At 41.5% G+C, this 22,110-nt stretch carries 22 protein-coding genes and 2 pseudogenes; 2 read left to right on the forward strand and 22 right to left on the reverse strand.

Translation table 11 applies throughout. The features are described 5' to 3' along the window. Positions 1–30: 30 nt before the first annotated feature. The 3 genes from FZC78_RS03610 to FZC78_RS03620 all read right to left on the reverse strand — a co-directional run bounded on the left by FZC78_RS03610 (position 31) and on the right by FZC78_RS03620 (position 2,531). On the reverse strand, positions 31–582 hold the full coding sequence (locus tag FZC78_RS03610; protein WP_148938301.1) for a histidine phosphatase family protein: 552 nt from the start codon (positions 580–582) through the stop codon (positions 31–33). 232 nt (positions 583–814) lie between these two features. Further along, positions 815–1,285: an NUDIX domain-containing protein gene (locus tag FZC78_RS03615; protein WP_148938302.1), complete on the reverse strand. Its 471-nt coding sequence runs from the start codon at positions 1,283–1,285 to the stop codon at positions 815–817. Continuing rightward, positions 1,275–2,531 carry an MFS transporter gene (locus tag FZC78_RS03620; protein WP_252183492.1) on the reverse strand — a complete coding sequence of 419 codons (1,257 nt, stop codon included), beginning with the start codon at positions 2,529–2,531 and terminating at the stop codon, positions 1,275–1,277. Before FZC78_RS03620 ends, FZC78_RS03615 begins: the two co-directional genes overlap by 11 nt. Before the next feature lie 156 nt (positions 2,532–2,687). Between FZC78_RS03620 and FZC78_RS03625 the strand changes: the two genes are divergently transcribed. Then, positions 2,688–3,524, forward strand: a complete 837-nt coding sequence (locus tag FZC78_RS03625; protein WP_148938303.1) for a hypothetical protein — start codon at positions 2,688–2,690, stop codon at positions 3,522–3,524. Positions 3,525–3,528: 4 nt separating this feature from the next. Here the strand turns inward: FZC78_RS03625 and FZC78_RS03630 are convergent, their stop codons facing one another. The 4 genes from FZC78_RS03630 to FZC78_RS03645 are packed head-to-tail and all read right to left on the reverse strand — an operon-like array spanning position 3,529 to position 5,116. Beyond that, positions 3,529–3,978 (reverse strand): hypothetical protein, encoded by a 450-nt coding sequence (locus tag FZC78_RS03630; protein WP_148938304.1) that lies wholly within the window; start codon positions 3,976–3,978, stop codon positions 3,529–3,531. A 58-nt stretch (positions 3,979–4,036) separates the two neighbouring features. Then, positions 4,037–4,459: an NUDIX hydrolase gene (locus tag FZC78_RS03635; protein WP_148938788.1), complete on the reverse strand. Its 423-nt coding sequence runs from the start codon at positions 4,457–4,459 to the stop codon at positions 4,037–4,039. A gap of 25 nt (positions 4,460–4,484) precedes the next feature. Continuing rightward, positions 4,485–4,667 (reverse strand): hypothetical protein, encoded by a 183-nt coding sequence (locus FZC78_RS03640; protein ID WP_148938305.1) that lies wholly within the window; start codon positions 4,665–4,667, stop codon positions 4,485–4,487. A 2-nt stretch (positions 4,668–4,669) separates the two neighbouring features. After that, positions 4,670–5,116 (reverse strand): GNAT family N-acetyltransferase, encoded by a 447-nt coding sequence (locus FZC78_RS03645; RefSeq protein WP_148938789.1) that lies wholly within the window; start codon positions 5,114–5,116, stop codon positions 4,670–4,672. Positions 5,117–5,285: 169 nt separating this feature from the next. Between FZC78_RS03645 and FZC78_RS03650 the strand changes: the two genes are divergently transcribed. Beyond that, entirely contained in the window at positions 5,286–5,819 is a 534-nt protein-coding gene (locus FZC78_RS03650; protein ID WP_148938306.1) for a CBO0543 family protein, read from the forward strand. A gap of 25 nt (positions 5,820–5,844) precedes the next feature. On the opposite strand, the gene FZC78_RS03655 is transcribed toward FZC78_RS03650, so the two are convergent. The 15 genes and pseudogenes from FZC78_RS03655 to FZC78_RS03725 all read right to left on the reverse strand — a co-directional run bounded on the left by FZC78_RS03655 (position 5,845) and on the right by FZC78_RS03725 (position 22,057). Beyond that, a complete protein-coding gene (locus FZC78_RS03655; RefSeq protein WP_148938307.1) occupies positions 5,845–6,150 on the reverse strand; it encodes a YrhK family protein in 306 nt (101 codons plus the stop codon). Positions 6,151–6,965: 815 nt separating this feature from the next. Next, positions 6,966–7,958, reverse strand: coding sequence for a DMT family transporter (locus FZC78_RS03660; RefSeq protein WP_148938308.1), 993 nt, complete (start codon positions 7,956–7,958; stop codon positions 6,966–6,968). A 204-nt stretch (positions 7,959–8,162) separates the two neighbouring features. After that, entirely contained in the window at positions 8,163–8,498 is a 336-nt protein-coding gene (locus tag FZC78_RS03665) for an SdpI family protein (RefSeq protein ID WP_187444787.1), read from the reverse strand. 221 nt (positions 8,499–8,719) lie between these two features. Continuing rightward, positions 8,720–9,013: a hypothetical protein gene (locus FZC78_RS03670; RefSeq protein WP_148938310.1), complete on the reverse strand. Its 294-nt coding sequence runs from the start codon at positions 9,011–9,013 to the stop codon at positions 8,720–8,722. Positions 9,014–9,021: 8 nt separating this feature from the next. Continuing rightward, the gene (locus tag FZC78_RS03675; RefSeq protein ID WP_148938311.1) at positions 9,022–9,591 is read right to left on the reverse strand and encodes a hypothetical protein; all 570 of its coding nucleotides are present in this window, start codon (positions 9,589–9,591) and stop codon (positions 9,022–9,024) included. A gap of 101 nt (positions 9,592–9,692) precedes the next feature. Beyond that, positions 9,693–10,620, reverse strand: a pseudogene (locus tag FZC78_RS03680) (alpha/beta fold hydrolase). 13 nt (positions 10,621–10,633) lie between these two features. Continuing rightward, positions 10,634–11,194, reverse strand: a complete 561-nt coding sequence (locus FZC78_RS03685; protein ID WP_148938312.1) for a GNAT family N-acetyltransferase — start codon at positions 11,192–11,194, stop codon at positions 10,634–10,636. Continuing rightward, positions 11,191–11,664 carry a DUF4306 domain-containing protein gene (locus FZC78_RS03690; protein WP_148938313.1) on the reverse strand — a complete coding sequence of 158 codons (474 nt, stop codon included), beginning with the start codon at positions 11,662–11,664 and terminating at the stop codon, positions 11,191–11,193. The genes FZC78_RS03685 and FZC78_RS03690 overlap by 4 nt, the downstream gene beginning before the upstream one ends. Positions 11,665–11,924: 260 nt before the next feature. Continuing rightward, positions 11,925–12,638 (reverse strand): class I SAM-dependent methyltransferase, encoded by a 714-nt coding sequence (locus FZC78_RS03695; protein WP_148938314.1) that lies wholly within the window; start codon positions 12,636–12,638, stop codon positions 11,925–11,927. An 838-nt stretch (positions 12,639–13,476) separates the two neighbouring features. Further along, positions 13,477–14,211 (reverse strand): annotated as a pseudogene (locus tag FZC78_RS24820) (hypothetical protein); the annotation flags it as partial. 868 nt (positions 14,212–15,079) lie between these two features. Further along, entirely contained in the window at positions 15,080–15,580 is a 501-nt protein-coding gene (locus FZC78_RS03705; RefSeq protein WP_148938316.1) for a hypothetical protein, read from the reverse strand. 1,081 nt (positions 15,581–16,661) lie between these two features. Next, complete coding sequence (locus FZC78_RS03710) at positions 16,662–17,459, reverse strand: protein phosphatase 2C domain-containing protein (RefSeq protein WP_148938317.1); 798 nt, start codon at positions 17,457–17,459, stop codon at positions 16,662–16,664. 248 nt (positions 17,460–17,707) lie between these two features. Continuing rightward, positions 17,708–20,788, reverse strand: coding sequence for a GNAT family N-acetyltransferase (locus tag FZC78_RS03715; RefSeq protein ID WP_148938318.1), 3,081 nt, complete (start codon positions 20,786–20,788; stop codon positions 17,708–17,710). A gap of 489 nt (positions 20,789–21,277) precedes the next feature. Next, entirely contained in the window at positions 21,278–21,742 is a 465-nt protein-coding gene (locus FZC78_RS03720) for a GyrI-like domain-containing protein (protein WP_148938790.1), read from the reverse strand. A gap of 99 nt (positions 21,743–21,841) precedes the next feature. Continuing rightward, a complete protein-coding gene (locus FZC78_RS03725) occupies positions 21,842–22,057 on the reverse strand; it encodes a hypothetical protein (RefSeq protein ID WP_148938319.1) in 216 nt (71 codons plus the stop codon). Positions 22,058–22,110: the final 53 nt, after the last annotated feature.

The raw sequence follows: 22,110 nt of genomic DNA on the forward strand, positions 1-22,110 counted from the left end.
CTAAATTTCTAGAACAACAATTATTTTTATTTACATTACCCTCTGACAATCGATAAAGTGCTTCCCGGTAAAGGTCAGCTTATAAATATCCGGCATATCCAGCGTTTTCCAAAAATTAAAGTCGTATTTTTTATCGAAATAATTCATAATCAAAACCATGATATTTCCATGTGTGCCAATAACGACCTTCTTTTCTTTAAATTCTGCAAGAACTTTATAAAGCGAATCTACTCCTCTTGCTTGAGCTTCCTGATTAGATTCCCCGCCTTCCCAGGAGAAGGTCCAGTCTTCCCATACCCTGCTGATGGCTGATGCAAAATCAGATGCCGGAACTTCACTCAATGTCCGTTCTTTGAAACCCTCTCTATGGATAATTTCTTTTTTGTATTGTTCCGCAGCTCCCTCTATAGTTTGAGCTGCCCGCAAGTAAGGACTGGAGAGGAAAACATCAATATCCTCTTCAGCCAGTATTTCTGTGATTTTTTCTGTATCTTCCATTCCCTTCTCAGATAAGGGCCTCCCTAGTTCATCCGGTGTATATACCGAATGAGCATGGCGAACGAAGTAAATTGCAGTAACCATAAATTGCTCCTTTCTCTGTTCCTTTTACCACATGAGAGATCACCAGCCAAGCCTCATTTCTTTTACCAAATTCTGTATTTAAAAATGCTGGTCTACAGGATGATAACCGCTCAAAGCGGAAGTTCATGCTATTTAAAGTGCTTTTATACAGCATAAACAGCACAATAACCTTTTAAGCCCGAAGTTCATGCTGTTTAAAATGCTTCTTTTAAACTGTAAGGTATCCTTCACATTAAAACATTTTCACTTTCCATATATGTGCCAAATATTTCAACAAGTGATGATCCACCTTGTCGATAGGCTCCTCTAAGCACGATTTATCCCATAAGATGATCTTAGTGGTTTCCTCATTTTCTTGGAAGGGATGAAGGATTTCCATCTCACCAAAGAAGACAGGATTATACTTTACAGACCCGTCTTCTTTTCTGACCTTCATTAAACCTGAAAATTTCAATTCGTCCGGCATTTGCCCTGTCTCCTCCAACAACTCCCTGAATGCGCAGTCTGATATGGTTTCATTCTTTTCCCTTTTCCCCGCGGGAAGTTCCCATTGGTTCCTCCACTTATTAAAGCAGAGAAGAAAATCACCATTCACTTTAATGACTGCGTAAGAACCTGCAATAGGAAGAAAGCTGTCTACATCTGACTCCTCAATCTGAATAAAATCAAGGAACTCCTGTCCGTTATCCTTCTCATTGATCAATAGACTTCTCTCCTTTCTCAGCATAATAAAAGGATGTAGTTGGTCTGTTTATTAACCCTATCAAAATAACAGCTACGAACAGCATCAGAAATGATGCTATGATAATGCTGTACCTGAGCGGGAACACCTCTCCTGTAAAACCAATAAGCATTATGAATATGATTTGAAGTATGCTTTGAAGTACCCCGAATAAACTTGTAAATCTCCCCATCAGATCGAAGGGAACATTATTTTGGTAAAAGGTCATGAAGCCTGTACCCCAAAAAGGATTGAAGAAGCCCAGAACAAGGAAAGCGGCAGCAGCGGTCCAAAAAGAAAAGGAAAAGGCGTAGAAAAGGTACCCTGCCGAAACTAGTAAAAATCCTGTGTTCATCAAAAGCCTGACAGACAGCTTTGCAGATACTGCAGAAACGACAGAAGCACCCACTATCGAACCAATTCCCGTTATACTGATCAGAAAGCCGTACTCTGCTTCAGTAAGAAGCAAGATCTGCCGGGTAAATACAACTTCCTGTGCATCCATGGCAAGAGCGGCCACCATGAAAAACTGAGATAAGAAGTAGACCACAGCAATATAACGATGAGTAAAAGAGAATTGGTATATTGCCTTCCAATCCTCCTTCAGCACTGCAAGTGTAATTTTCGCTCTATCCCTTCCCGATTCCACATTGGGCAGTAGATAAAGTACTGCTGCTGAAAACAAAAACGATATTGAATTGATCCAGATTGACGCCTCTACAGATGAAGCAAGAATGAGAACACCAGAAACAGCCGGCCCTATCAGAAAGGCACTGGAGGTAATCAAGCTTCTGAATGAATTGAATCGTTTTCTTTCAGCTTCTGGTATCAATCCAGTAATGTAGGCAATAGATGCAGGCTCAAAAAAAGCTTTAGACACCGAAAGAAAGAACAATATTATATAAATGAATAAGACCGATTCGCAGAAAGGGATAAGAGCTATAAATAAGGCTCTCACTATATCTGTTAAAATCATTAATCCTCGTTTATTTATCCTGTCAACAAGGCTGCCAGACCAAAATTTTGTAAGAAGCGAAGCAGCAGGACCGATGATCCACAGCCCTGCTACCGCAGCAGCAGAGCCTGTCAGCTGCAACACAAGAATATTAATGGCCACTAGGTAGATGAAGTCACCAAAAGTGGAAATGCCAAGTCCCAATAATAATAGATTATTCCTATAAGATAGAGTGATAATAAATCCCCCATGAAAAAGCGTCTTTCTTATCAATTCTGCTATTTCATTAAAAATTCCTTTAGCAATAATGAAAATTCACCAATTTGCCACCATTCTTCCTTTAAACTAAATTATCCCATGAGTAAGTAAAACCTTATCAAAAAGACATACTATACAAAAAGTCTAGATCCATTCAGGTGGTTGGTAACGATGAAAAGAAAACGAAAAAGAAGAAACACCCGCTATTTTTTATTACTAGGTATATTTCATTGTGTGCTGCTGCTCATAGTATTGGTAAGAAGAAAACAGCGGATAACCTTGGTGCTGCTGTTCACCAATATGGGTTTCGCCTATTTATTCGATTATCTGATTTTAAATCTATTCAATGCCTACACGTACAAGCCTCATGTCATGAAGAACCGCTCCCTGGATAACATTTTTGGAGCTATTTTGTCTCAAGATGTTTATGTTCCCGTAGGTGCTACATTTATTACGGCTTTCAGAGGGGACTGGCGATGGAAAATCTCGTTTAGTCTCTATTTTTACTTTATAGAAAAACTTTTTTTGAAGCTTGGACTTTATACAGTTCATTGGTGGAGATCTTACTATACACCAATATTTTTATGTCTGTATTTTTATCTTAGTGATGGCGCGTATATCGTGTTGAAGAATAAAAAGAAATGGGCTTTAATGACCGCACAATACTTATCCTCAGCAGTTGTGGGCGTTTCCTTGTTGTATGCTGCAGCAGCAGGCAGAAAACTGCGTTTTGGGTGGAAACACCGCCATTCTTGGAAGGAACACTTCATGATAGCACCACTGTATAGCATGTTTCTTTCCCTGATCGGAACCCTGGTTTCTTTTCAGGCAAAGTTTATCTACCGGCTTCTATTCTTAGTGTGGTGCACAATTTTTGATTTCATCTTAATGAAGACTGGCGTATTAAAAATGCAAAGCAGGCAAGTTTTAATGAATATCCCTTTCCATGTGTTTATGGTTTACATATCCACTTTTTTGAACAGAGCTATTTATAAATGGGGAAAGTAAGGCCTCACAATGTTATCGTCCAAAATTCCCGGTCTTCCAGCACTAAATCATAAGGTGATTGAATGCTCGGCCAGCGGACGGTTCTCTTCTTTGAGATTTCTTTATTTTCCTGTCCGTTTAGGGAAGTGAAGTATTCCAGGATACCGCTGGACTGTATGGCTTCTTCCAGATAGGTATGCAAAATTTTCAAACACTTCTCCTCTCCTTGTGTTCCTTTTAAGCGGTACTTAAATGGAATATGATTAGCGTAGGCTGCCATTTGATACTCCAGAGAAAAATGAGTGCTATAGGAAATTTTCTTTTTTTGTCTGGCATCATAATTATTCTCAAAATCCAAATGAGCAAAATCCAGTTCAGCCTTAAAGATATTTGGATTGTCAAGAGATACAGGATTAGACCCAAAGGATCCTTGAGGCAGTTTATTTGTTGAGGCAATGTATATGTATTGTGTCATGGTATTCACTTCCCCTGAATGTAGAATAAATCATTTCTACAGGTGGTAGTAAAGACAGTTATTCAAGGGTGCCCTCTTCCGGTAGTGACAGTTCTAATAGTGATTGAACCTTTCCTGCCACCTCTTGTGGTCTAATGTCTATTGAAGGGAATTCTTCAATCGAAATCCATACCGGTTCATAGGTTCCTCTGCAAGGGTCCTGGAATTCTGCCGCTTTGCCCTCACCAATTCTTCCTGCCGTGATTTCTGCATGAAAATAATACTGCATTCCGTTAAGATTAATGAAGGAAAGACAACCCTTTAGTTCAACGGCAACACCCAGTTCCTCTTTTGCCTCACGTATCGCTGCCTCTTCCGGTGTCTCGCCTGATTCTATTCCGCCTCCAGGAAACACGAAGTACTCTTCATGTTTTTTCACCCTTTTGATCAATAGAATCTTTCTACCATCTATGATGACAACGGCCCCTCTGTTTCTTATCACTCTTACCCTCTCATTGTCCTTCACATTAATCTTTCTCCTGCAGCAGCTTATCCAGTTTTTCTTCTATTCTGTTCAAACGGCTTTTCCGGTTTCTTAGTCCGACTACTACAATCATTATGATAGCTGCAGGTATACCCAGCATGAAAAGGAACATGAACAATTGAAAAGCTATGTCTCCGCCATTAAATTCTGCTTGTAATAAATACATCCTCATTCTCCTTTGGGATTGAATTTCATCCGGACAAATTCAAAACTGCTGCCATTTGTGTCCTGCATGAACGTTTCGACAGGAATGAATCCTGCTTTTTGATATACCTTGATTGCTCTTTGGTTAAAGGCGGCAACTGAAAGGAAAAGGTCTGCAGGCCCATATTGTTCGAGAGCAAACTCTATCCCCTGTTGGAAAAACTCCAGTCCCTGCCCATTTCCTGTTAACTCCGGCTTCATTCCCAATCCGATTTCGATTTCTCCTCTTCTGCTTTCTTCAAAACAATAATAACCAATGCATTCTCCTTCTTTTTTTACTGTGTAATACCCTGTTCGATTTGCCTGTAGAAACTCTTCCAGGTCTTCTTCATCCTCGGTCATATCATAAAAGGAGTATTCGCCATCATACTTCCAGCGATAGGCGATTTCCTCTGCCATTTCTTGATTCATGGGTGTAAAGCTGTACAATAATCTCACCTCTTTGAGCAAACTATTCAGAAAGTATTTCTCTGTATAATCTTACCATCATTTACGTGATTACTGAAGGTGAAATCACAGTTTCACTTCTACATAATCCTTGCTTACTATAGTCAAACTATCAGAAGGAGGTGTTTTTCAGATGAGAAGAAAAAAAGTAAGCCCGTTATTAACCATTATGTTTTTGACATTCACCACCTTAACAGGGGCCATCCTGCTGCCTTTTGCTATTATCAAACCATCCTTCAAAGACTGGCTGATAGTCTTCCTTGTAAGTGTGATCGGTAATTCTACGATAGACCGATACCTTGTTACTCAAGGTTATTTAAAATACACCATCAGGCCACTGAGAGAAAAAGTCAAAATTCATCTGCCATTTGACTACATTCACTATCCATTAATGCTTCTTTACTACAACCAGTGGACCTTGAACAGCAAACCTGCCGGCATCATCTTTAAAATGTTTCCCTTTGTCATTCCCCAGGTCGTTATGGAAACAATAGCTGAGAGGAAGACAGACTTGATCTCTTGGAGGAAAGGCTGGACATGGTACCACTCTTTAATAAGCCTGGTTCTTAAGTTATTGATTTGCAGGGGGATCATTTCTTTGGTGAGGATCATCAATAAAGATACTCTTTCTGTTAAGGAAACACCTTACAATTCGGACGAAAAATAAAAAAACGCTTCTCTGAGGAGAAACGCTAATCTTTCTTTTGAAAGTCCTCTCTGGAAAACCTTTTAAGATGAATGTCTCTTCCAATATGAATGAACGCACGGGAAATCATAAAGAAACTGCCCGCGAGGAAAAAACTGGTGGAGAGTACCCTGTCTGCATCTGTCATGAAAAGAATACTTCCTATCATATATAAGATACCCAGCATTAAGTCATTCATATATCCGATGATTCGATATCTGTTGCCTATCATTATTTTCTTCTTCCTGCTCAAATGGATCTTAAGCCCGCTATCTTCCAGTTCTTCTGCTCTTTCCTTTAATTTTTCAAACATTATATGCCACCTCTTGTTGTAATAATTTCACTCAAACCACCGGCATTTTCTATTAACATATAGGTTCTTAATTACCCATTTAGTTTAGATTTAAAATAGAAAATGTAAAATAATTGTATTCCGTACAAACCACCTAACTTCTTGGAATGTTCCTAATTTGTTACTAGAGGTGTTTTATGCTGAGTATAGGAACTTATTCTACAAAGTAAAACAAATAAATGACCTTTCTTCAATTGAAAGAGAAGTTCAATAACCGTCATTCTGCATGCATTACCAAATAGAATATTTCTTAACAACTAAAATGCTGAAATGATTTTCAATGAAAAAAGGCCAGAGGAATACTCTGAACCTTAAAGTTTTGCCCCGAAATATAAAGAAAAGACCTATATCCCTACATAGGCAATTCTTGTGTGTTTCAAAATGGCGCTTTTCTTTTATCAATATTTCCTTACTTCTCGAGGAAATACCTGATAAACAAGAAAGAAAAAGTTCCCTTGGGATTTTTCTAATAGGCACTCTATTCGAAAGGCTGTTTTCGCATAGAGTGTTGCTTTCGAAAAAATCCCAGGAGCCGGATTTTTCCCCGGATACTAAGGGATTTCTCTCTAATCGGGGAAAGTAGCTCTTTTCTTTTCAAGATCACCAGGTTATTAAGATCAATTATGATTAGTTTTTTGGAATTAATATCAAACAGAAACAAAGTTTACGATAAAAGCCATTCGAAAACAGCTTTAAAAAGAAATGATTGAGTGATCCCCGCTCAAAACAATGTCTATTGATTTCCACTCTGGGTGCGTGACTCCGAGGGGCGTGTGTTAAAAGCCTTTCTCCTTTGCTGTTATCAATAATTTAGTTTTCTGCTGTATTTCAAGCTTCCTCGTATATATGCTATGGATAAGCATTCCCAAAACTATAATAAAAAGACCCGCCATGGCCATTCCGTTTGGGAAGGGAGCTGAAAGAAGCATTACTTCGCCTGCGATCACAAATAAAACCTGTGTGGATTGGGTTGCTTCAACGGCTGCCAGTTTTGTTTGATCACCTTTCGCTTTGTCTGTGGCGATAAAAAATAAGGTGGTGGCAATCACCCCTGAGCAAATAGCGACGATGAAGGATTGAAGAATTTGATTGGTATCCGGGAGTCCCGTTTTTGCCAAGCCGAATGCTCCAATGATCAACCAAAACGGGATGGTCGCCAACGTCATTCCAAGCACCCTTTGAAAAGTGTCCAGTCTTCCTCCACATAACTCCATCATCTTCCTGTTTCCCAGTGGATAGGCAAAGGCAGCAATCAAAACAGGAAGAATGCTGACTGCCGCCATCTCAGCTGAAAACCCGCTGGACGCCTGCTGCCATTGAATTAAAATGACTCCTGCAAGAATCAGAAATGAAATTAACAAAGCCTTCACCGGGAGCTTTTGTCTGACCATTTTCCTACCTTCTTTACCATCCTCTGCCATAAAGAAAAGAGGTACCAGCAAAACACCTGCCACAATTGTTAATTGCCAGGTACCAGCAACCAGCCACCCAGGTCCATAGGCAGCGGCAAAGGTTAAGGGTGCATAAAATAAGACAAATCCAACAAAACTCCATCCAATCCAATGATAAGGATGTTGTCTCATTTCAAGAAGAAGCGGCTTAAGATTTTTTCTAGCCAGTACAATCATAATGAGAAACGGCACCATAAAAAAGAATCGGAGGGATGAACTCCACATCCAGCTTCCGCCTGCCAGCTCCATTGAACGGTTTAAAATGAACGTAACAGCAAAAAACACCGAGGCCAGAATCCCCAGTAATAACTCCCTCATATGAACACCGCCGCTCTTTTAGTTTTCTATTATTTTTATATTTATATGTTGAAGTTAATGAAATTTTCAGATTTTCCACCCTGGATAATTTTAAATGCATTTAGCTATTTAGTCAGAGGGGAGTGTCCACTTTTTCCGGGAAGAGGTAACTCATATCTACAGGCCACTACTCCCGCTGGTAATTCCCTCTTTACACAAGGAGATTTACTTAGTAACCTTCTCGGAGTATAAGTAGCTTTGGATCAATGGCGGCATCAAGAAAAGAATCGGAGAAAAGGCAAGGACAACAGACAGGGTCTCCTTTACGGGCGGTAGGAATAATACGGCGATCCCTAAAAGCAATTCAGGAATAGACCAGATGATCAGCATCAGGCCCCCGTACTTATTGATCTTATACCATGCTTCCTCCGACTGAAAAGACTTTGGAAACCTGACGCCATACAAGTAATTCATTTCCACCTTACCTAGGTACAAGGGGATGCTTAACCCTATACATAAAAGGGCAACTGTGATGAGCGTTAATCCCAATCCAACATTCATATTCCTCACCTCAATACGTAAAGCTGTTATCGTATAAATTGTTACTTTCGGAAAAATCCCAAGAGCCGGATTTTTCCCTGGGTACTGAGGCATTACTTTCTGATCGGGGAGAGCAGCTCTTTTCTTTTCCTAATAACGAGGTTATACCCGTGTATTAGGTTATTTCTTTGGAATTAGTGTGAAATAGCAACAAAGATTACGAAAAGTGCCTTACGTAAAAATCAAGGAGCTGAAACACCGTGGGTCAATGTATCAAAATGAGTGACCGTATATACAATAAATCCTGCTAGAAGAATGAATACAATTATCTCGGACACGTCAATTTTTCTGTCATAGAAGATAAATTTGCAAACCATAAAAATCATCATTGCAGTCAACATCACTCCCAAGTATACCCATTCATCCACTTTGTTTTCAGTATAGAATGTAAGCACCTGGAAAACAGCAAGGGCTATAATAAACAATACCCTTTTGGTTATAGTATAGCGTTCGTTATCAAAGAGAATTTCCTTCATAGCGCCTCCTATTCATCCATCACTCTCTGGTAGTCATTTGAATGTTTCTGTATCAAAATCAAGCTGTTAATCCAATCCGTTTTGTTAATATTATTTTTAGAAGAAAGAAATGATTCTGTCTCAATCTCCCATTTTGCACTCGTATCTTTTATATGGCGAATGATACGAATGGAATCTTCCTCCAGGCTCAGACTCTCTCTGTCACCAATCTCACTCGTGAGAAGGGCGATTCGATTTTCCATGAACCTGGCTGTATTATGGGTGATGCTATGTAACTGGTCGGCATTGTCAAGATTCAGCCCCCGGGCTAAATTTTCAACCTGGAGACTTTTCATCCGGATCATTTCCAGCGACTCCTGGATTTCCAATAATGACTCTCTCGAAATTTCTTTATCTTCAAGGGCTCCGGCTGTCACAAAATGCAGGGTGTTCACTTTAAGGTTCAGCATTTCCAGCCTTTCGTTAAGCTGCTTATTTAGGTATTTTCCCATTTTTAGATTTTCTGTAAATTGAAATCCGGCATAAACCAGAGAGAATAACAGTAATCCTGTTAAAACAATATATCCTTTATTTTTCAAAATGTACCTCCGAGCATCTATAAATGAGCTAATTATAATCACAAAATCCATTATACGCGGAATTTCAAAATTCATCACCATGATGCTATAAAAGTATAACTTTACTTATCGTTGAGAGCCGTTTTTTGTACCGTTAAAAATTGGGTCACCACTCTTGTGAATTCTTGGGGTGATTCATAGTGTGGGGTGTGGCCGCAATCCTTAAATCTATAAATTCTGCCATTCTTCGTTTCATTGAACACGGCTATTTGAATCGGACATGGAACGGGATCAGAGTCTCCCATCAGCAAAAGCATTTCATGAGGCAAAACCTTTAGATCTGCCAGCAGGGAATCGAAAATCTTCCCTTCTTCCCTTAACAGGTTGTAATGTATGTCTGAACGGTCATAGAATGTCTCCCACTCCTCATCGCTGTAAAATGAATAATCTACTCCTGAATCCAAATCATGTTTGTAGATCTTCATCCGTTCTCCTCCAAGTAAATCACTGTAGGCCATATATTTTTCAGTCAGCTCACGTATGCTGACTGATTCTTCTGTATCAGCCAACTTCCTGCACTCTCCCGCTTCCTTGTATTTCCCAGACTGCTCCAAAAGAAGAGCCGTTTTTCTTAGCAGGCTTCTCGAAGTTAATTCGAAATCAAAGGTGGGGCCCTCAAAAATGATCCTCTCTATGGAATCTGGATATTGTGATGCATACATAACACTAAGAAATCCGCCGAACGAGTGGCCAATCAACGACCACCTTCGAATATTCAAGTGCTCCCGCAGAGTTTCGCAGTCTTCGATTATATCCATTAATGAAAACTCCTCACCGGAAATGAATTTCTTCCGACCTGCAGACTCCCCTCTGATCGATAGATACCACATAAAAATTTTCTCCCAGTTTTTCAGCCTGTTCAAAAGAAAAATCGTAACAGCTTTCACCTGGGCCTCCGTGTAAATATAGTATGGCATCCTGGTGTGCCGCTCCGTAAACTTCAACATATAATTCTTTTCCTCGGATATTGATTCTGTTTCCTTGTATCATTACACTGCCTCTTTCATTTCGTATTCCATTCCCTTTTCAATAAGGAATAGGTATAATGGTCAAAATATTCTCCTCTGTAAAAATGCTTTTCTCTGTAGATCCCTTCCCTTTTAAAGCCAAGAGATTCGAGCAGAAGAGCTGAACGCTGATTATTCAGTGCCACAAAGGCATTGATTCGGTTTAACTTCATATTATGAAATCCTGAATCGATAGCAGCGATCAGTGCTTCCCTCATATACCCCTGACCCCAGAAATCTTTCCAAAGGTCATAGCCAATTTCGGCAATATTATTTTCTCTGTCCCATGCATCATATCCGCATGTGCCAAGCGCCTCCCTGCTGTTTTTGCTTATGATGCACCACCGGTTATTTCCTTTATGTTCAGGATCAGAATTCCATCGAATAAAATCCTCTGCCTCGTCTATGCTCTCATATATTTCTTCGTCATATAGATACTCACAAACCTCTTCATCACTGTAAAGCTTGAAAATGAACTCTGCATCTTCTAATCTTACATTTCGCAAATGCAGCCTGTTTGTTTTCAAATCAGGAAATCTTTGAACAACTTTCTTCATTCATTCACCACTTTTCTGTTAAATAGTGTTGGGCTTTTTACCAGAATAAAAGTAGATAAACATAGCAGCAGGGAAGAATACCTCAGGGCATCAAGGAAGGATGCAATTCCCTGTTCAGCGGGCTGTACAATTAATGAGACTATAAAGAGCAGGAGATAGACCCCCATAATGGGCAAGGAAGTTCTTCTATGTATAAATGGAAACACTGCCACAAATATCATCAGAAGGATAAACACAATCATGGATGCAGGGAAAAACGGCCTGAATTTAATGGCATACAAAAAGAAGTCCAGCTGAGAGATTTCCGATTTCTCCAAGACCTCTCCTTCGTTCATCATCTGCGAAATGACAGCAGTGTACTTCCACTGCTCTGTATTATCAATTAACGCACTTCCTTCATAAAGGGAAAAGAACCCTGTCATCAAAACAAAAAGTGCTAATACAGCGAGAATAGTACGTTTGTATTTCACGAGGCACGACTCTCCTTTAAAACTTGTTACTTCATAGCCAGCTTCTAATTCTTTGAATTTCGAACATTCACTTTATTTTAACACAAACGTCCCCCCTGTTTTGGTTTATAATGGGAATCTTTTCAGAAAAACCAGTGCAGGAGAAAATGGAAGATGTATTTATGAATGATAAAAAAAGACCAGCTTATTGAGGAGCTGATCAAGAAATATAGGAAATCTTACTTTGATTATCCAAAACGAGCTATGCTGATAGGAAAGGATCAATCTTCTTTTTTCTTGAAAAGAGCTGTCCTCAAACCGGAGACTCCGAACATGCCAGATAATGCAGGCAGTTCTCTCATCAAGCGGATTTCCAAAGTCTTAAAACGATCGAAGATTTCTTTCAGCTTTTCTTCAGAATAACCCAGACCGCCCTTCATGCTTTTCAATCTATATACATCCCAGTCGGATATTTCCGATCCGCCAAGTTCCCCGCCTTCAACGAATGTTGTCAGCGCAAAATAGCCACCGGGTTTTAAAACTCTATCAATCAACTCCAAATAACTCGTCCTCCGATGAGGCGGAAAATGGTGAAAGCAGCCGGAGTCATAAACAAAATCATATGTACCTGCTTCATATTCCAAGCAAAAAATGTTTTCTCTGATAAAGTTCACATCTATCCCCTTCGACCGTGCGCGTTCATTTGCCCACTGAAGAGCTTCTTGTGAAGAATCCACTGCATCAACAAGGAACCCATTCTCAGCCAGAAAAATCGCATTCCTTCCTGGTCCGCAGCCCAATTCTAAAACCTTACCAGTCTTGATGACCCGTTCCTTCACGTAACTGACGAGATTCTCATCAGGTAAATCTTTAAAGAAGGGTACTTGCTTCTCTCTATTTTTATAAAAAGTATCCCAGTTAAATTTTTTCTCTTCGTGAAGCAGTTCATCCAGCATCACCAATACATCTTCATAGTTCTTGATTATTTCCTTCAATCCACCCATCCCCGCTTTCTTTTTTCTCTTCTTAAATTTACTAAAAATTATCAGCAGGCATGTTACATCAATATTAATACGGTCTTAATTCACTCAATGTTTATAATGGTATGCTTTGCTTTAAATCGCTTTACAGTGAGTGTAGACTTGCTGTGTGTCAATTAAGATTACCTTTGAATAGTATGTACTCTCACCAAACGAAAGTTGATATAGCGGGGCAATAAGGGCGTATAGGGTGATCAGTTCTGTTGTGTACCATCTTTTACATTACGTTTATTTCGTTTTCGTTACACAGCTATCGCGATTATAATGGCCCTCTTTTACTGAGACATCAAATTTATTCATAAAGATTGTTTTCAACCCAAAACAAACCTGCTGCTTCGCTAGCTGCAGGTTTGTTCTTATGGTATGTCTATTGCAGCCGGGTAATAACAAGATGAGCAGAAACTGGTTGCGTCCCTCCAGCAAGAGGCGTAATGGTCAATGCGGTAGAGTTACCAGCAGGATTTCGAACTGTGAGTATAGAGTTTATGACAGTAGTTTCCACAATTGCCATTCCCACAATTTGAGAAGTACCTGTTGCTCGACCAGCAACTGTATAGTCAAGTTCTACTGCTCCTCCTCCTGAATCGAGTGTTAAAACCAATTGACCTGCCTCAGTGACACTAACCTGAAACAACACTTGATAAAAGCCTATTTCAGACAAATTAAAGGTATCAGCGCCTGTTCTGAATATACTTCCACTGATCGGTCCGTCTTGTGGAAAATCAACGTCTGCGCCTGGTGCAACTGTTGCAGCATTATCCGGAGGCATTAAGGCAAAAAAGTCTGCAAATTCAGAGACTCCTGCAGGGCCTGTGGCCCCTTGTGGACCGGTTGGGCCTTGTACACCTTGCGGACCGGTTGCTCCTTGAACACCTTGCACACCTTGTGGGCCGGTTGGGCCTTGAACACCTTGCACACCTTGCGGGCCGGTTGGGCCTTGAACACCTTGCACACCTTGTGGGCCGGTTGGGCCTTGTACACCTTGAACACCTTGTGGGCCGGTTGCTCCCTGCACACCTTGAGGGCCGGTTGCTCCTTGCACACCTTGAGGGCCGGTTGCTCCTTGCACACCTTGAGGGCCGGTTGCTCCTTGTATACCTTGCGGGCCGGTTGGGCCTTGGACACCTTGAGGGCCGGTTGCTCCCTGCACACCTTGCGGGCCGGTTGGGCCTTGGACACCTTGCAGGCCGGTTGCACCTTGTACACCTTGAGGGCCGGTTGGGCCTTGAACACCTTGTGGACCGGTTGCTCCTTGTACACCTTGCGGGCCAGTTGCTCCTTGTATACCTTGCGGGCCGGTTGGGCCTTGGACGCCTTGAGGGCCGGTTGGACCGGTTGGGCCCTGGGGACCTGTAGCACCACCTGGAGGGCCCTGGGGTCCTTCAGGGCCGGTTGGTCCTGTAGCACCTATTACACCTGGAAGTCCCTGTGGGCCTGTAGCCCCTGTTACTCCTGGAGGGCCTTGCGGGCCTGTTGCGCCCCCTGGAGGACCTTGAGGGCCTGTGGGACCTTGAGGGCCTGTGGGACCAGGCGGGCAGTCACATTTTACAGGAAAAAAAGAACATTGTTTTGGAGGTAATACATCTTCAAAGCATATCTCTTCTTCAATTTTTCCTTTTTTTCCTGATAACTTCTGAGGCTTCCTAAGCTTCGGTGCTTTTGATTTTTTGCTGCCATTGTTCCAATTATTTATATCCATATATTCACTCCCTTTAAGGTAGTCCTTATAGGATATAAAATATACAATTGACTTGTGCTTGTACTATCAGTCCATTTTAATACAAGTTTAAGTTTATTGTTTCAATTGGATTGAGAGCTCTGTTTTAATGGCTCTTCTCTAAAGATTGTTGCATTTGAATGCTATTTTATCCATTCTTCCTCTTTTTCGTAGAATGTTTGAAATGGAAGGCCTGCGACCTCCTGCGGAACTAGCGGTCGTCTAGTTCCAGCCCCTAGCCCCTTAGGATGAAATCCAGCTCCAGCGGCCAGTAGATTTCGGTCTCTCTCCTTCCGAACAGTCATCATGTAATCGCTAACGCTCTTCGTGATTCCTTTATCTCATACGAGAGACCTAAAATCTGTATGTCGCTGAACGGCCGTTTCCGCTTTTTTTGAAGCCGGGGAGGATCAACGCCCCCTCCACGTGGAGTCATGCACCTGGAGCAGAAATCCAGTATGATATAGAAAGCCAACCTTTGTGAAAACAGCCTTTTTAATGAATAACCCTGAGGTATAATTTAATCTTTAAGTCTTTAATAATTTTTAACTGCAAATTGAACTTTCAAACTCTATCAAAAGTTACTTTGCAATCAAAACAATCAATTCCATTGCAGGTAATAAAACTCATTAAAGATTTAAAATTATTTAGCTGTTTAATTCTTCAAGTACGATTCATTTTATCCAGCTATTTGCTTTAGATAGTCAGCATCTTGCTCATGTATAGAATAATACACGACATCTTCCCAGCTTTCGCCCGATCTTTCAGCAATGACAGCTCCCTCATCTTTGAACCAAATTCTCGAGTCAATTAAACCGGTAAAGTGCTTAGGGTTTAGCACTTCTAAGTAAATATCAGGTTTTTCAAGGTTCACGTCTGGATCCGCAATTTTCTCTTTCTTCATGAAAATCATCATTATGTTATCCACTGCACTTTGGTTCTCAGTGTTCTTAATGATGTTTTTGAAGTGAATCACATCATCTCTGCCCCTGTCCTGATAACCCACTCGGATTTCCCTTGTAACTTCTTCCTTTGAAAAGTAGATCCCTGCCAAATAGCCACCTATGAATATGATCAGCATCATGAGTGCAGCCTGCCATTTTTTCACGAAATCATCTTCTTTCTTTGAACTTTTTGTTCCTATTCTGGATACATGTTTTGTCTTTTTGAGGCTACTCATGTACCCACACGGCACTCCTGGATACATGTCTTTGCCTTTTTGACTTAACTCATGTGTCCACTCGCCCTGGCTGGATACATGTCTTTGCCTTTTTGAGCCTACTCATGTACCCACACGGCACTCCTGGATACATGTCTTTGCCTTTTTGACTTAACTCATGTGTCCACTCGCCCTGGCTGGATACATGTCGTTGCCTTTTTGAACCAACTCATGTATCTACTCGCCCTGGCTGGATACATGTCTTTGCCTTTTTGACTCAACTCATGTATCCACACGATATCTCTGGATACATGTCTTGACCTTTTTGGCCCAACTCATGTATCCACTCGCCACTTCTGGATACATGTCTTTGCCTTTTTGACTCAACTCATGTATCTACTCGCCACGTCTGGGTACATGTCTTTGGCTTTTTCATCCAACTCATGTACCCACACGACACTTCTGGATACATGTCTTTGGCCTTTTCATCCAACTCATGTACCCACACGACACTTCTGGATACATGTCTTTGGCCTTTTGACTCAACTCATGTATCCGCTCGCCCTGGCTGGATACATGTCTTTGCCTTTTTGACTCAACTCATGTATCCACACGATATCTCTGGATACATGTCTTGACCTTTTTGGCCCAACTCATGTATCCACTCGACACTTCTGGATACATGTCTTTGCCTTTTTGACTCAACTCATGTATCTACTCGCCACGTCTGGGTACATGTCTTTGGCTTTTTCATCCAACTCATGTACCCACACGACACTTCTGGATACATGTCTTTGGCCTTTTGACTCAACTCATGTACCCACACGTCACTTCTGGATACATGTCTTTGGCTTTTTGAACCAACTCATGTATCCACTCGCCCTGGCTGGATACATGTCTTTGCCTTTTTGACTCAACTCATGTATCCACACGACATCTCTGGATACATGTCTTTGCCTTTTTGACTCAACTCATGTACCCACTCGCCCTGGCTGGATACATGTCTTTGCCTTTTTGACTCAACTGATGTAGCCACACGTCACTTCTGGATACATGGCTTTGCTATAATGACGTCACTCATGTACCCACAAACTTCTGCAAGTCAATCCGACGGCATAGTGGCCTCTACTGAAGTTTCGATCCTCCAGGACAGAATGGTCGTACTATCTCTAACATTGTTGTCCCTGATGGATTCCAGAAGCTTTTGGACGCCTTCTTGATTCGTGTTTCCTTCGAATACAGAATAAATTTTCTGTGGCAGGTGATAATCAGTTCCCTGGCACTCTGTTAAGCCATCGGTTGTCAGGAGTATATGGTTCACCCCGGCCCTCAACTCTTTTATGCCCGAACTGTAAGTGGGTACAGCTTTATTAAAGGTGCTATTCTGGCCAACCCATTCATAAAAACTGCGCTGATTTTGCTGATATTCGCCCAGCTTTGCCAAGTCGGGATTGTATAGGTGGAGGAGGCAATCTCCTACTGAAAACCAGTATAAATAGTTATCTTTCCTTATGGTAAAAAGGCATGCGGTTTCGCCCTTTATCGTTTTACAGGCTTCCTTAAACGCTTTCCCCTTAAATGTAGTTAGAATTAATTCATTCATCTTTTCAAAGCAGCCCGCAATTCCCATATCCAGTAATCCGTAAATCGTTTCTTTTTGTGAGTGAATTTCCTTTAATACCAGCTCTGCGCTTTGGGCAGTATTATGTGCATCAAGCAAAAGGGCAAATTCCCATCCCTTCTTTTTATCAACCCAGACCAGGCAGCCGTCCTCATTTTTTGTTTGTCCGGAAGTTGAGTTTCCTCCAAAGTGCCCGGCAATAACTCCACCAATCTCCTCCAGATGAGTTTGGTCCACGAAGTGTTCTTCACTTCCTACCCATTTATATTCTTTTATCATTTAAGACCTCACCTTTTCTATAAAAAGTGGCTGGTGAACCAGCCACACTCATTGTTCTTTTTTAACCGTTGTTCCATCAGCGGTCCCATTAAACAGTTTCTTTAGACTTCGTTTACACAACCATATTTTCAGGATGCATTTGCCCTTCAAGCTATCAAACCAAAGAAAACTATTCTTCAAAACAAATAAAAAAGGGACTGCCCTGCTAATATAAAGCAGCAGAACACGTCCCTCATTTGAACTCTTTTTTATCGAAACGTAATCCCTTTAATAGGCTTAACCGCATTTCCTATTTTTTCTTCCCCGAACAGCAGTACAGTCGGTTTAACAGTGACCGTTTCTCCACATGAAGCTGACCACTCCTCTGTGGAGGCCGACACGAATACTTCTTGATTCATATAGAGTTCGGAGAGCTTCCGGGATTCTGAATGAATGAGGGTGATCGCATCCTCCCGGTCGTCAGATCCCACCGATACATAATCCGAGTCACCCAGCATAAATTCCTCTATACCGGCATAATACCTTTCAAACACTCCATCAGACGGCACCTCGGCATAACAGGAGGAAAGTTCGTCTCCAGGTTTAAAGAAGGCTTCCATGTCGAGAAGTTCGCCTTTGAAAGTACGGCCTGTTTGTTGATGGACTTCCGCGTAGCAGGCAAGCACCCCGACCTCCGGAAGAGTCAAAGCATACTGTTTCAATATGATGCCTTTCATCTTCTCATGTACTTTGAACTCTGTCGTCAAGCACAGCCCAGTCCATTTATGACCATTGTTGTCGGTTCTTGTTACGGGTTCGGCCCTTGTTATTTCCTTCATCATTGAATAAGAGCTGACATTCTGGAAGAAGTACCTTATCCCCCCTCCCCAAGGATTCCACCATGCTTTGGGGCCGGCCTCCGGGAACTGATGGTGAAGGTTTTCTTTTCCGTCGATTATTAAACAATAAATTCCTGGAAAATAGGAAGGTGAAGATTTGAAGGACAACATTCCATTATCCACTGTCCAGACTCCGTTGATTTCTTCCACCGTCACTTCTTTCTTTCCTTTTACGAACTGAATCGCTTCGAGTGATGCTCTTTGTCCTGGAGCATGAAAGAAACCTGTAATGTGTTTCAAGCCAGGTGAGTTATGTTCTGCCTGAACACTTATTTTTGTTGCTTCATCTTCTTTTTGGGAGCAGCGTTCAAAGCAGTCACCTTCAATTTTCAACTTTAAGCTTCCGTGGATGTAAGGTGTCAGCATGGATCTGAACGAGTATTCCACCGTGCCGCCTTCTTCAGAAATGAAATCTCCGCCAGAAGCTTCCAGTGCATAAAGTGGAATTTCCTTCATCCTTGGTGCTCCTTCTCCCATGATGAATTCCCGCCAGCGTTCCCAGGTTGGTGCCGTATTGATTCCGATTGAGATAGGGCCGAAGCAGACTTCCTGTTGAGGATTAATGGTCTTGGCAGTATATTCGATACCGAACCGCCAGTCATCTTTTCTTCCCTTCGCTCCCTCAGGCCAAGAAAATCCGGTAGTATCTCCTTTATTTCCAGAAACAAAGATCCAGCTTTCGGATATCTCCTTGTCTTTTATATAATCCATGAATGGAATGAAGGCTTCCGAACCGATGATGACTCCGTCTTTTTGCGGAATGGCCATATTCTTCAGCTCAGGATAAACTGGCTGCAGAAGGAAGATATCAACCAGTGATTCTGTTCCCTTATTGATGATTTCATGATTGATTTCAATCAACCCATCACCAAACAGCTTAATATAAGTATTCAGTGTTACATTGGGAAAAGCATTCGATTCCAGAGAGGTTTTGATTACCAATCCCTCGACAAGTTCGATAAATTCTACATGACTTGCTTCCTTTTTGGAAAATTCTTCACTGAACGGTTTTCCGAGCTTAGGTGAGAAGACAACCATCGCTTCTCCTGAAGAATAAATCGACCCCGCTTTGACAATATGATTCCGCTTTTCCACCTCCACATAAAATGGACCGTTAAAGCCATACCAATGTTCTTCCGTTTCTCCTCCGAATTTGCTTCCGTACCCCGGGAAAGCTAAGGACAAATTCGTGCGAAAGGTGAAGGTCCCTTTATTCTCCCGCTTTACCCTTACTTCTATTTCCTTTGACAGAAAAGCATTTTTCAGAAGTTTGGCTGATAAAGGAAAGGATGTTCTACCTTTTCCTATAATATCCGCAGCTATCTCTTTCCGATCCCACTCCAGCACCGAGTTATCCGGCAGTAAAATATGATAGGTGCAGTCCTCTTCCATCTGACTTTCGATATCCAAATGAACCAGGCCTTTTTGTCCCGCTCTCCAGTCTTTTCTTACAGTGCGTAGATGAACCTTCGCTGCTTGTTTTGGGAATACACCCATGTTCAAAGGAATAGGGGAACCGTCGATTGTCATGACCGCACTTACAGCCGGATGTGTTTTCCAAGGGTTCGGTTCCTGACTCGGAATGGTAACCTTAACCGGAAATTCACCTGTCCATTCACTATCCACCATGCAGGAATGATAAAAGGAATGTTCGACATTCTCATTTTCCTCCCCAGTAAGAGTGACCTCCATTGGGCGGCCGGTTTTATTCACCATTCTGTAAGTCACTGAATGAGTCTGATTTTCAAGGAGCTTAAAATCCTGCAAGCTCATTTCGATTAGGAAGTCCTGAGTCTCTATAAGACGGATACCGCGCCCTGTCCGTTCTACCTGGACCCGGACATACTCTTCTCCTGCTCTCCAATTGTACTCAAAGTACGTGTAATCATTATGTCTGATTCCATCGGGTTTCACTTCAATGACGCGCTCGCTTGTCGAGTACCAATCATGCTTTTCGAAAAATGGACGAAGGCAGTCGATGCTCATGACAAGCGGAATGAAATTCATTAAATGTGTACTATCATCTCTTTCCTCCCAGAAGAAACCGCACTTCTTGTAGAGCGGGACTGCTTTGGTGTTTCCTGCCCAAGTGAACAAGTCCAGCCTCGGCCAATCCAATTCGATGGTTCTTTCAAGCGCTTTCAATACCAGCTGTTTGCCGATTTTCAACCCTTGGTATGAAGGGTGGACATTCAGAAGAGGAATGTACAATGCACCTGTATCTTCCCTGTATTGAGACAATCCGCAGTATCCCACTACTTCATCACCGTACATCGCCAGGAAGAGATGAAGATTCGTAGAGTTCGACTCTTTCTCGATTACATCCGATTCGGTCGTTACACCAGAATCTCCTCCCCAATTCTCACGGCTTTCATTCCACATCTTTGCTATACCCTTTGCTAATCCTTGATGATATTCCACTATTTTCACTTGTTCTGCTGTTGTTTTCATAAGAACCCCCTGAGCTACGTTTTTATCGATCTAACCTCACTTTTGTTACTCTTTTGACCTGCATGGATGACTTTGATCATCATCATCTCCTCCTTTCAAATTATAGGCTGGAAAATCTTACTTCTCCTTCCACAGTTTAAAATGATATGCAGCACATGTAAAGAATATTCTAATTTGACAGATAATTAAATTTATGTAAATACCTCTATTTCTTGGAGATGAATAAAACTAGTAAATAGATCACCAGAGCAATCACCATTTCTAAAAAGCCATAAACCATATATCCTGCAGCATGCCAGCCCCTAGCGTAGTTAGTACCCAAAACTAAAAAACTGGAAGATATGATGAATAGAAAACCGGAATAAAGTATCCCCAACTTCTCTTTATCATCCTAATTCTAAAGCAGTACAGCCAAGCGGCGGCAGAGACTGAATACATAATAGTAACAAGCGTGGTACCCGGCATGAAATCCCCCGTTATAATAGCAAATTATTCGATCGTGTCACACAATTTCACCGAAAGTCTTTCAGGGTCTTTCCAACTATGATACAGTTCAATATGCCATCTCCCTTTCAACCTCTTAAAGCCACTCGTTTCTATCCATTTGTGCAGGTCCTCATATGCCTTCACTATTTCTTTATTCGATCCCTGATGATGATAAACTGCATACGATTGAGCGGGTACCGTCAAGGTCACCATATCCTCCGGTACATTTTCGAATGCTGATACCTCCATGCAAACCCAATAACCATCCTCGTCTTTCGTATTTTCTTCTACCTTAAAAGCCCCGATTTGCCGTTTGGAATTTGTAATGTGGCTGATTTCTGACATACGATTCTCCAAATGCAGCGATGCCTTTGGGATTTCCTTGATGTATCGAACTCCTGGACAAAGGACCCGAAATCCTACTAACTTGATTTCTTCCATTTTTATCTTTCTTGTTTTCTCTGGCATATTTTCCAACTTGAAGCCCTCCCATATAGATATACTTCAAATTTAAATTTAAAACCCTGACTAACAGCTTTCCTCAGGAATGCCACCCCCTTTTCTCCATTAAAGCTTCCCTTCTTTTATCCAGGCAACAATCTGAACGGAACCAAGAACGGAAACAAAGAGCAAGGATAACAATGTAATTACCCAGATGGAAAGGCGGCCGATTTCCCCGAGAGCGTCTGCAAAAAGTACAACGAATATAAATACGCCAATCATCATTAGATAACAAAAAGCATTTAGTGCAATATAGGCAGTCCTTAATGCTCTATCCTTCATAAACATCTCCTTCCATTCCATTTCTGGACTCTTACTATGTATCTTATTGAATC

The sequence above is a fragment of the Rossellomorea vietnamensis genome (assembly GCF_008180415.1).
Taxonomy (GTDB): Bacteria; Bacillota; Bacilli; order Bacillales; family Bacillaceae_B; genus Rossellomorea; species Rossellomorea vietnamensis_C.

What these genes read in the sequence shown, in the direction of transcription:
- FZC78_RS03655 (WP_148938307.1), bottom strand. Translation starts at nt 6,150, where the DNA reads ATGTTTGAAAAATTAAAGGAAAGAGCAGAAGAACTGGAAGATAGCGGG.
- FZC78_RS03630 (WP_148938304.1), bottom strand. Translation starts at nt 3,978, where the DNA reads ATGACACAATACATATACATTGCCTCAACAAATAAACTGCCTCAAGGA.
- FZC78_RS03645 (WP_148938789.1), bottom strand. Translation starts at nt 5,116, where the DNA reads ATGAATCAAGAAATGGCAGAGGAAATCGCCTATCGCTGGAAGTATGAT.
- FZC78_RS03715 (WP_148938318.1), bottom strand. Translation starts at nt 20,788, where the DNA reads ATGAAAACAACAGCAGAACAAGTGAAAATAGTGGAATATCATCAAGGA.
- FZC78_RS03665 (WP_187444787.1), bottom strand. Translation starts at nt 8,498, where the DNA reads ATGAATGTTGGATTGGGATTAACGCTCATCACAGTTGCCCTTTTATGT.
- FZC78_RS03650 (WP_148938306.1), top strand. Translation starts at nt 5,286, where the DNA reads ATGAGAAGAAAAAAAGTAAGCCCGTTATTAACCATTATGTTTTTGACA.
- FZC78_RS03720 (WP_148938790.1), bottom strand. Translation starts at nt 21,742, where the DNA reads ATGCCAGAGAAAACAAGAAAGATAAAAATGGAAGAAATCAAGTTAGTA.
- FZC78_RS03705 (WP_148938316.1), bottom strand. Translation starts at nt 15,580, where the DNA reads ATGAGTAGCCTCAAAAAGACAAAACATGTATCCAGAATAGGAACAAAA.
- FZC78_RS03710 (WP_148938317.1), bottom strand. Translation starts at nt 17,459, where the DNA reads ATGATAAAAGAATATAAATGGGTAGGAAGTGAAGAACACTTCGTGGAC.
- FZC78_RS03610 (WP_148938301.1), bottom strand. Translation starts at nt 582, where the DNA reads ATGGTTACTGCAATTTACTTCGTTCGCCATGCTCATTCGGTATATACA.
- FZC78_RS03685 (WP_148938312.1), bottom strand. Translation starts at nt 11,194, where the DNA reads ATGAAGAAAGTTGTTCAAAGATTTCCTGATTTGAAAACAAACAGGCTG.
- FZC78_RS03640 (WP_148938305.1), bottom strand. Translation starts at nt 4,667, where the DNA reads ATGTATTTATTACAAGCAGAATTTAATGGCGGAGACATAGCTTTTCAA.
- FZC78_RS03725 (WP_148938319.1), bottom strand. Translation starts at nt 22,057, where the DNA reads ATGAAGGATAGAGCATTAAGGACTGCCTATATTGCACTAAATGCTTTT.
- FZC78_RS03670 (WP_148938310.1), bottom strand. Translation starts at nt 9,013, where the DNA reads ATGAAGGAAATTCTCTTTGATAACGAACGCTATACTATAACCAAAAGG.
- FZC78_RS03625 (WP_148938303.1), top strand. Translation starts at nt 2,688, where the DNA reads ATGAAAAGAAAACGAAAAAGAAGAAACACCCGCTATTTTTTATTACTA.
- FZC78_RS03660 (WP_148938308.1), bottom strand. Translation starts at nt 7,958, where the DNA reads ATGAGGGAGTTATTACTGGGGATTCTGGCCTCGGTGTTTTTTGCTGTT.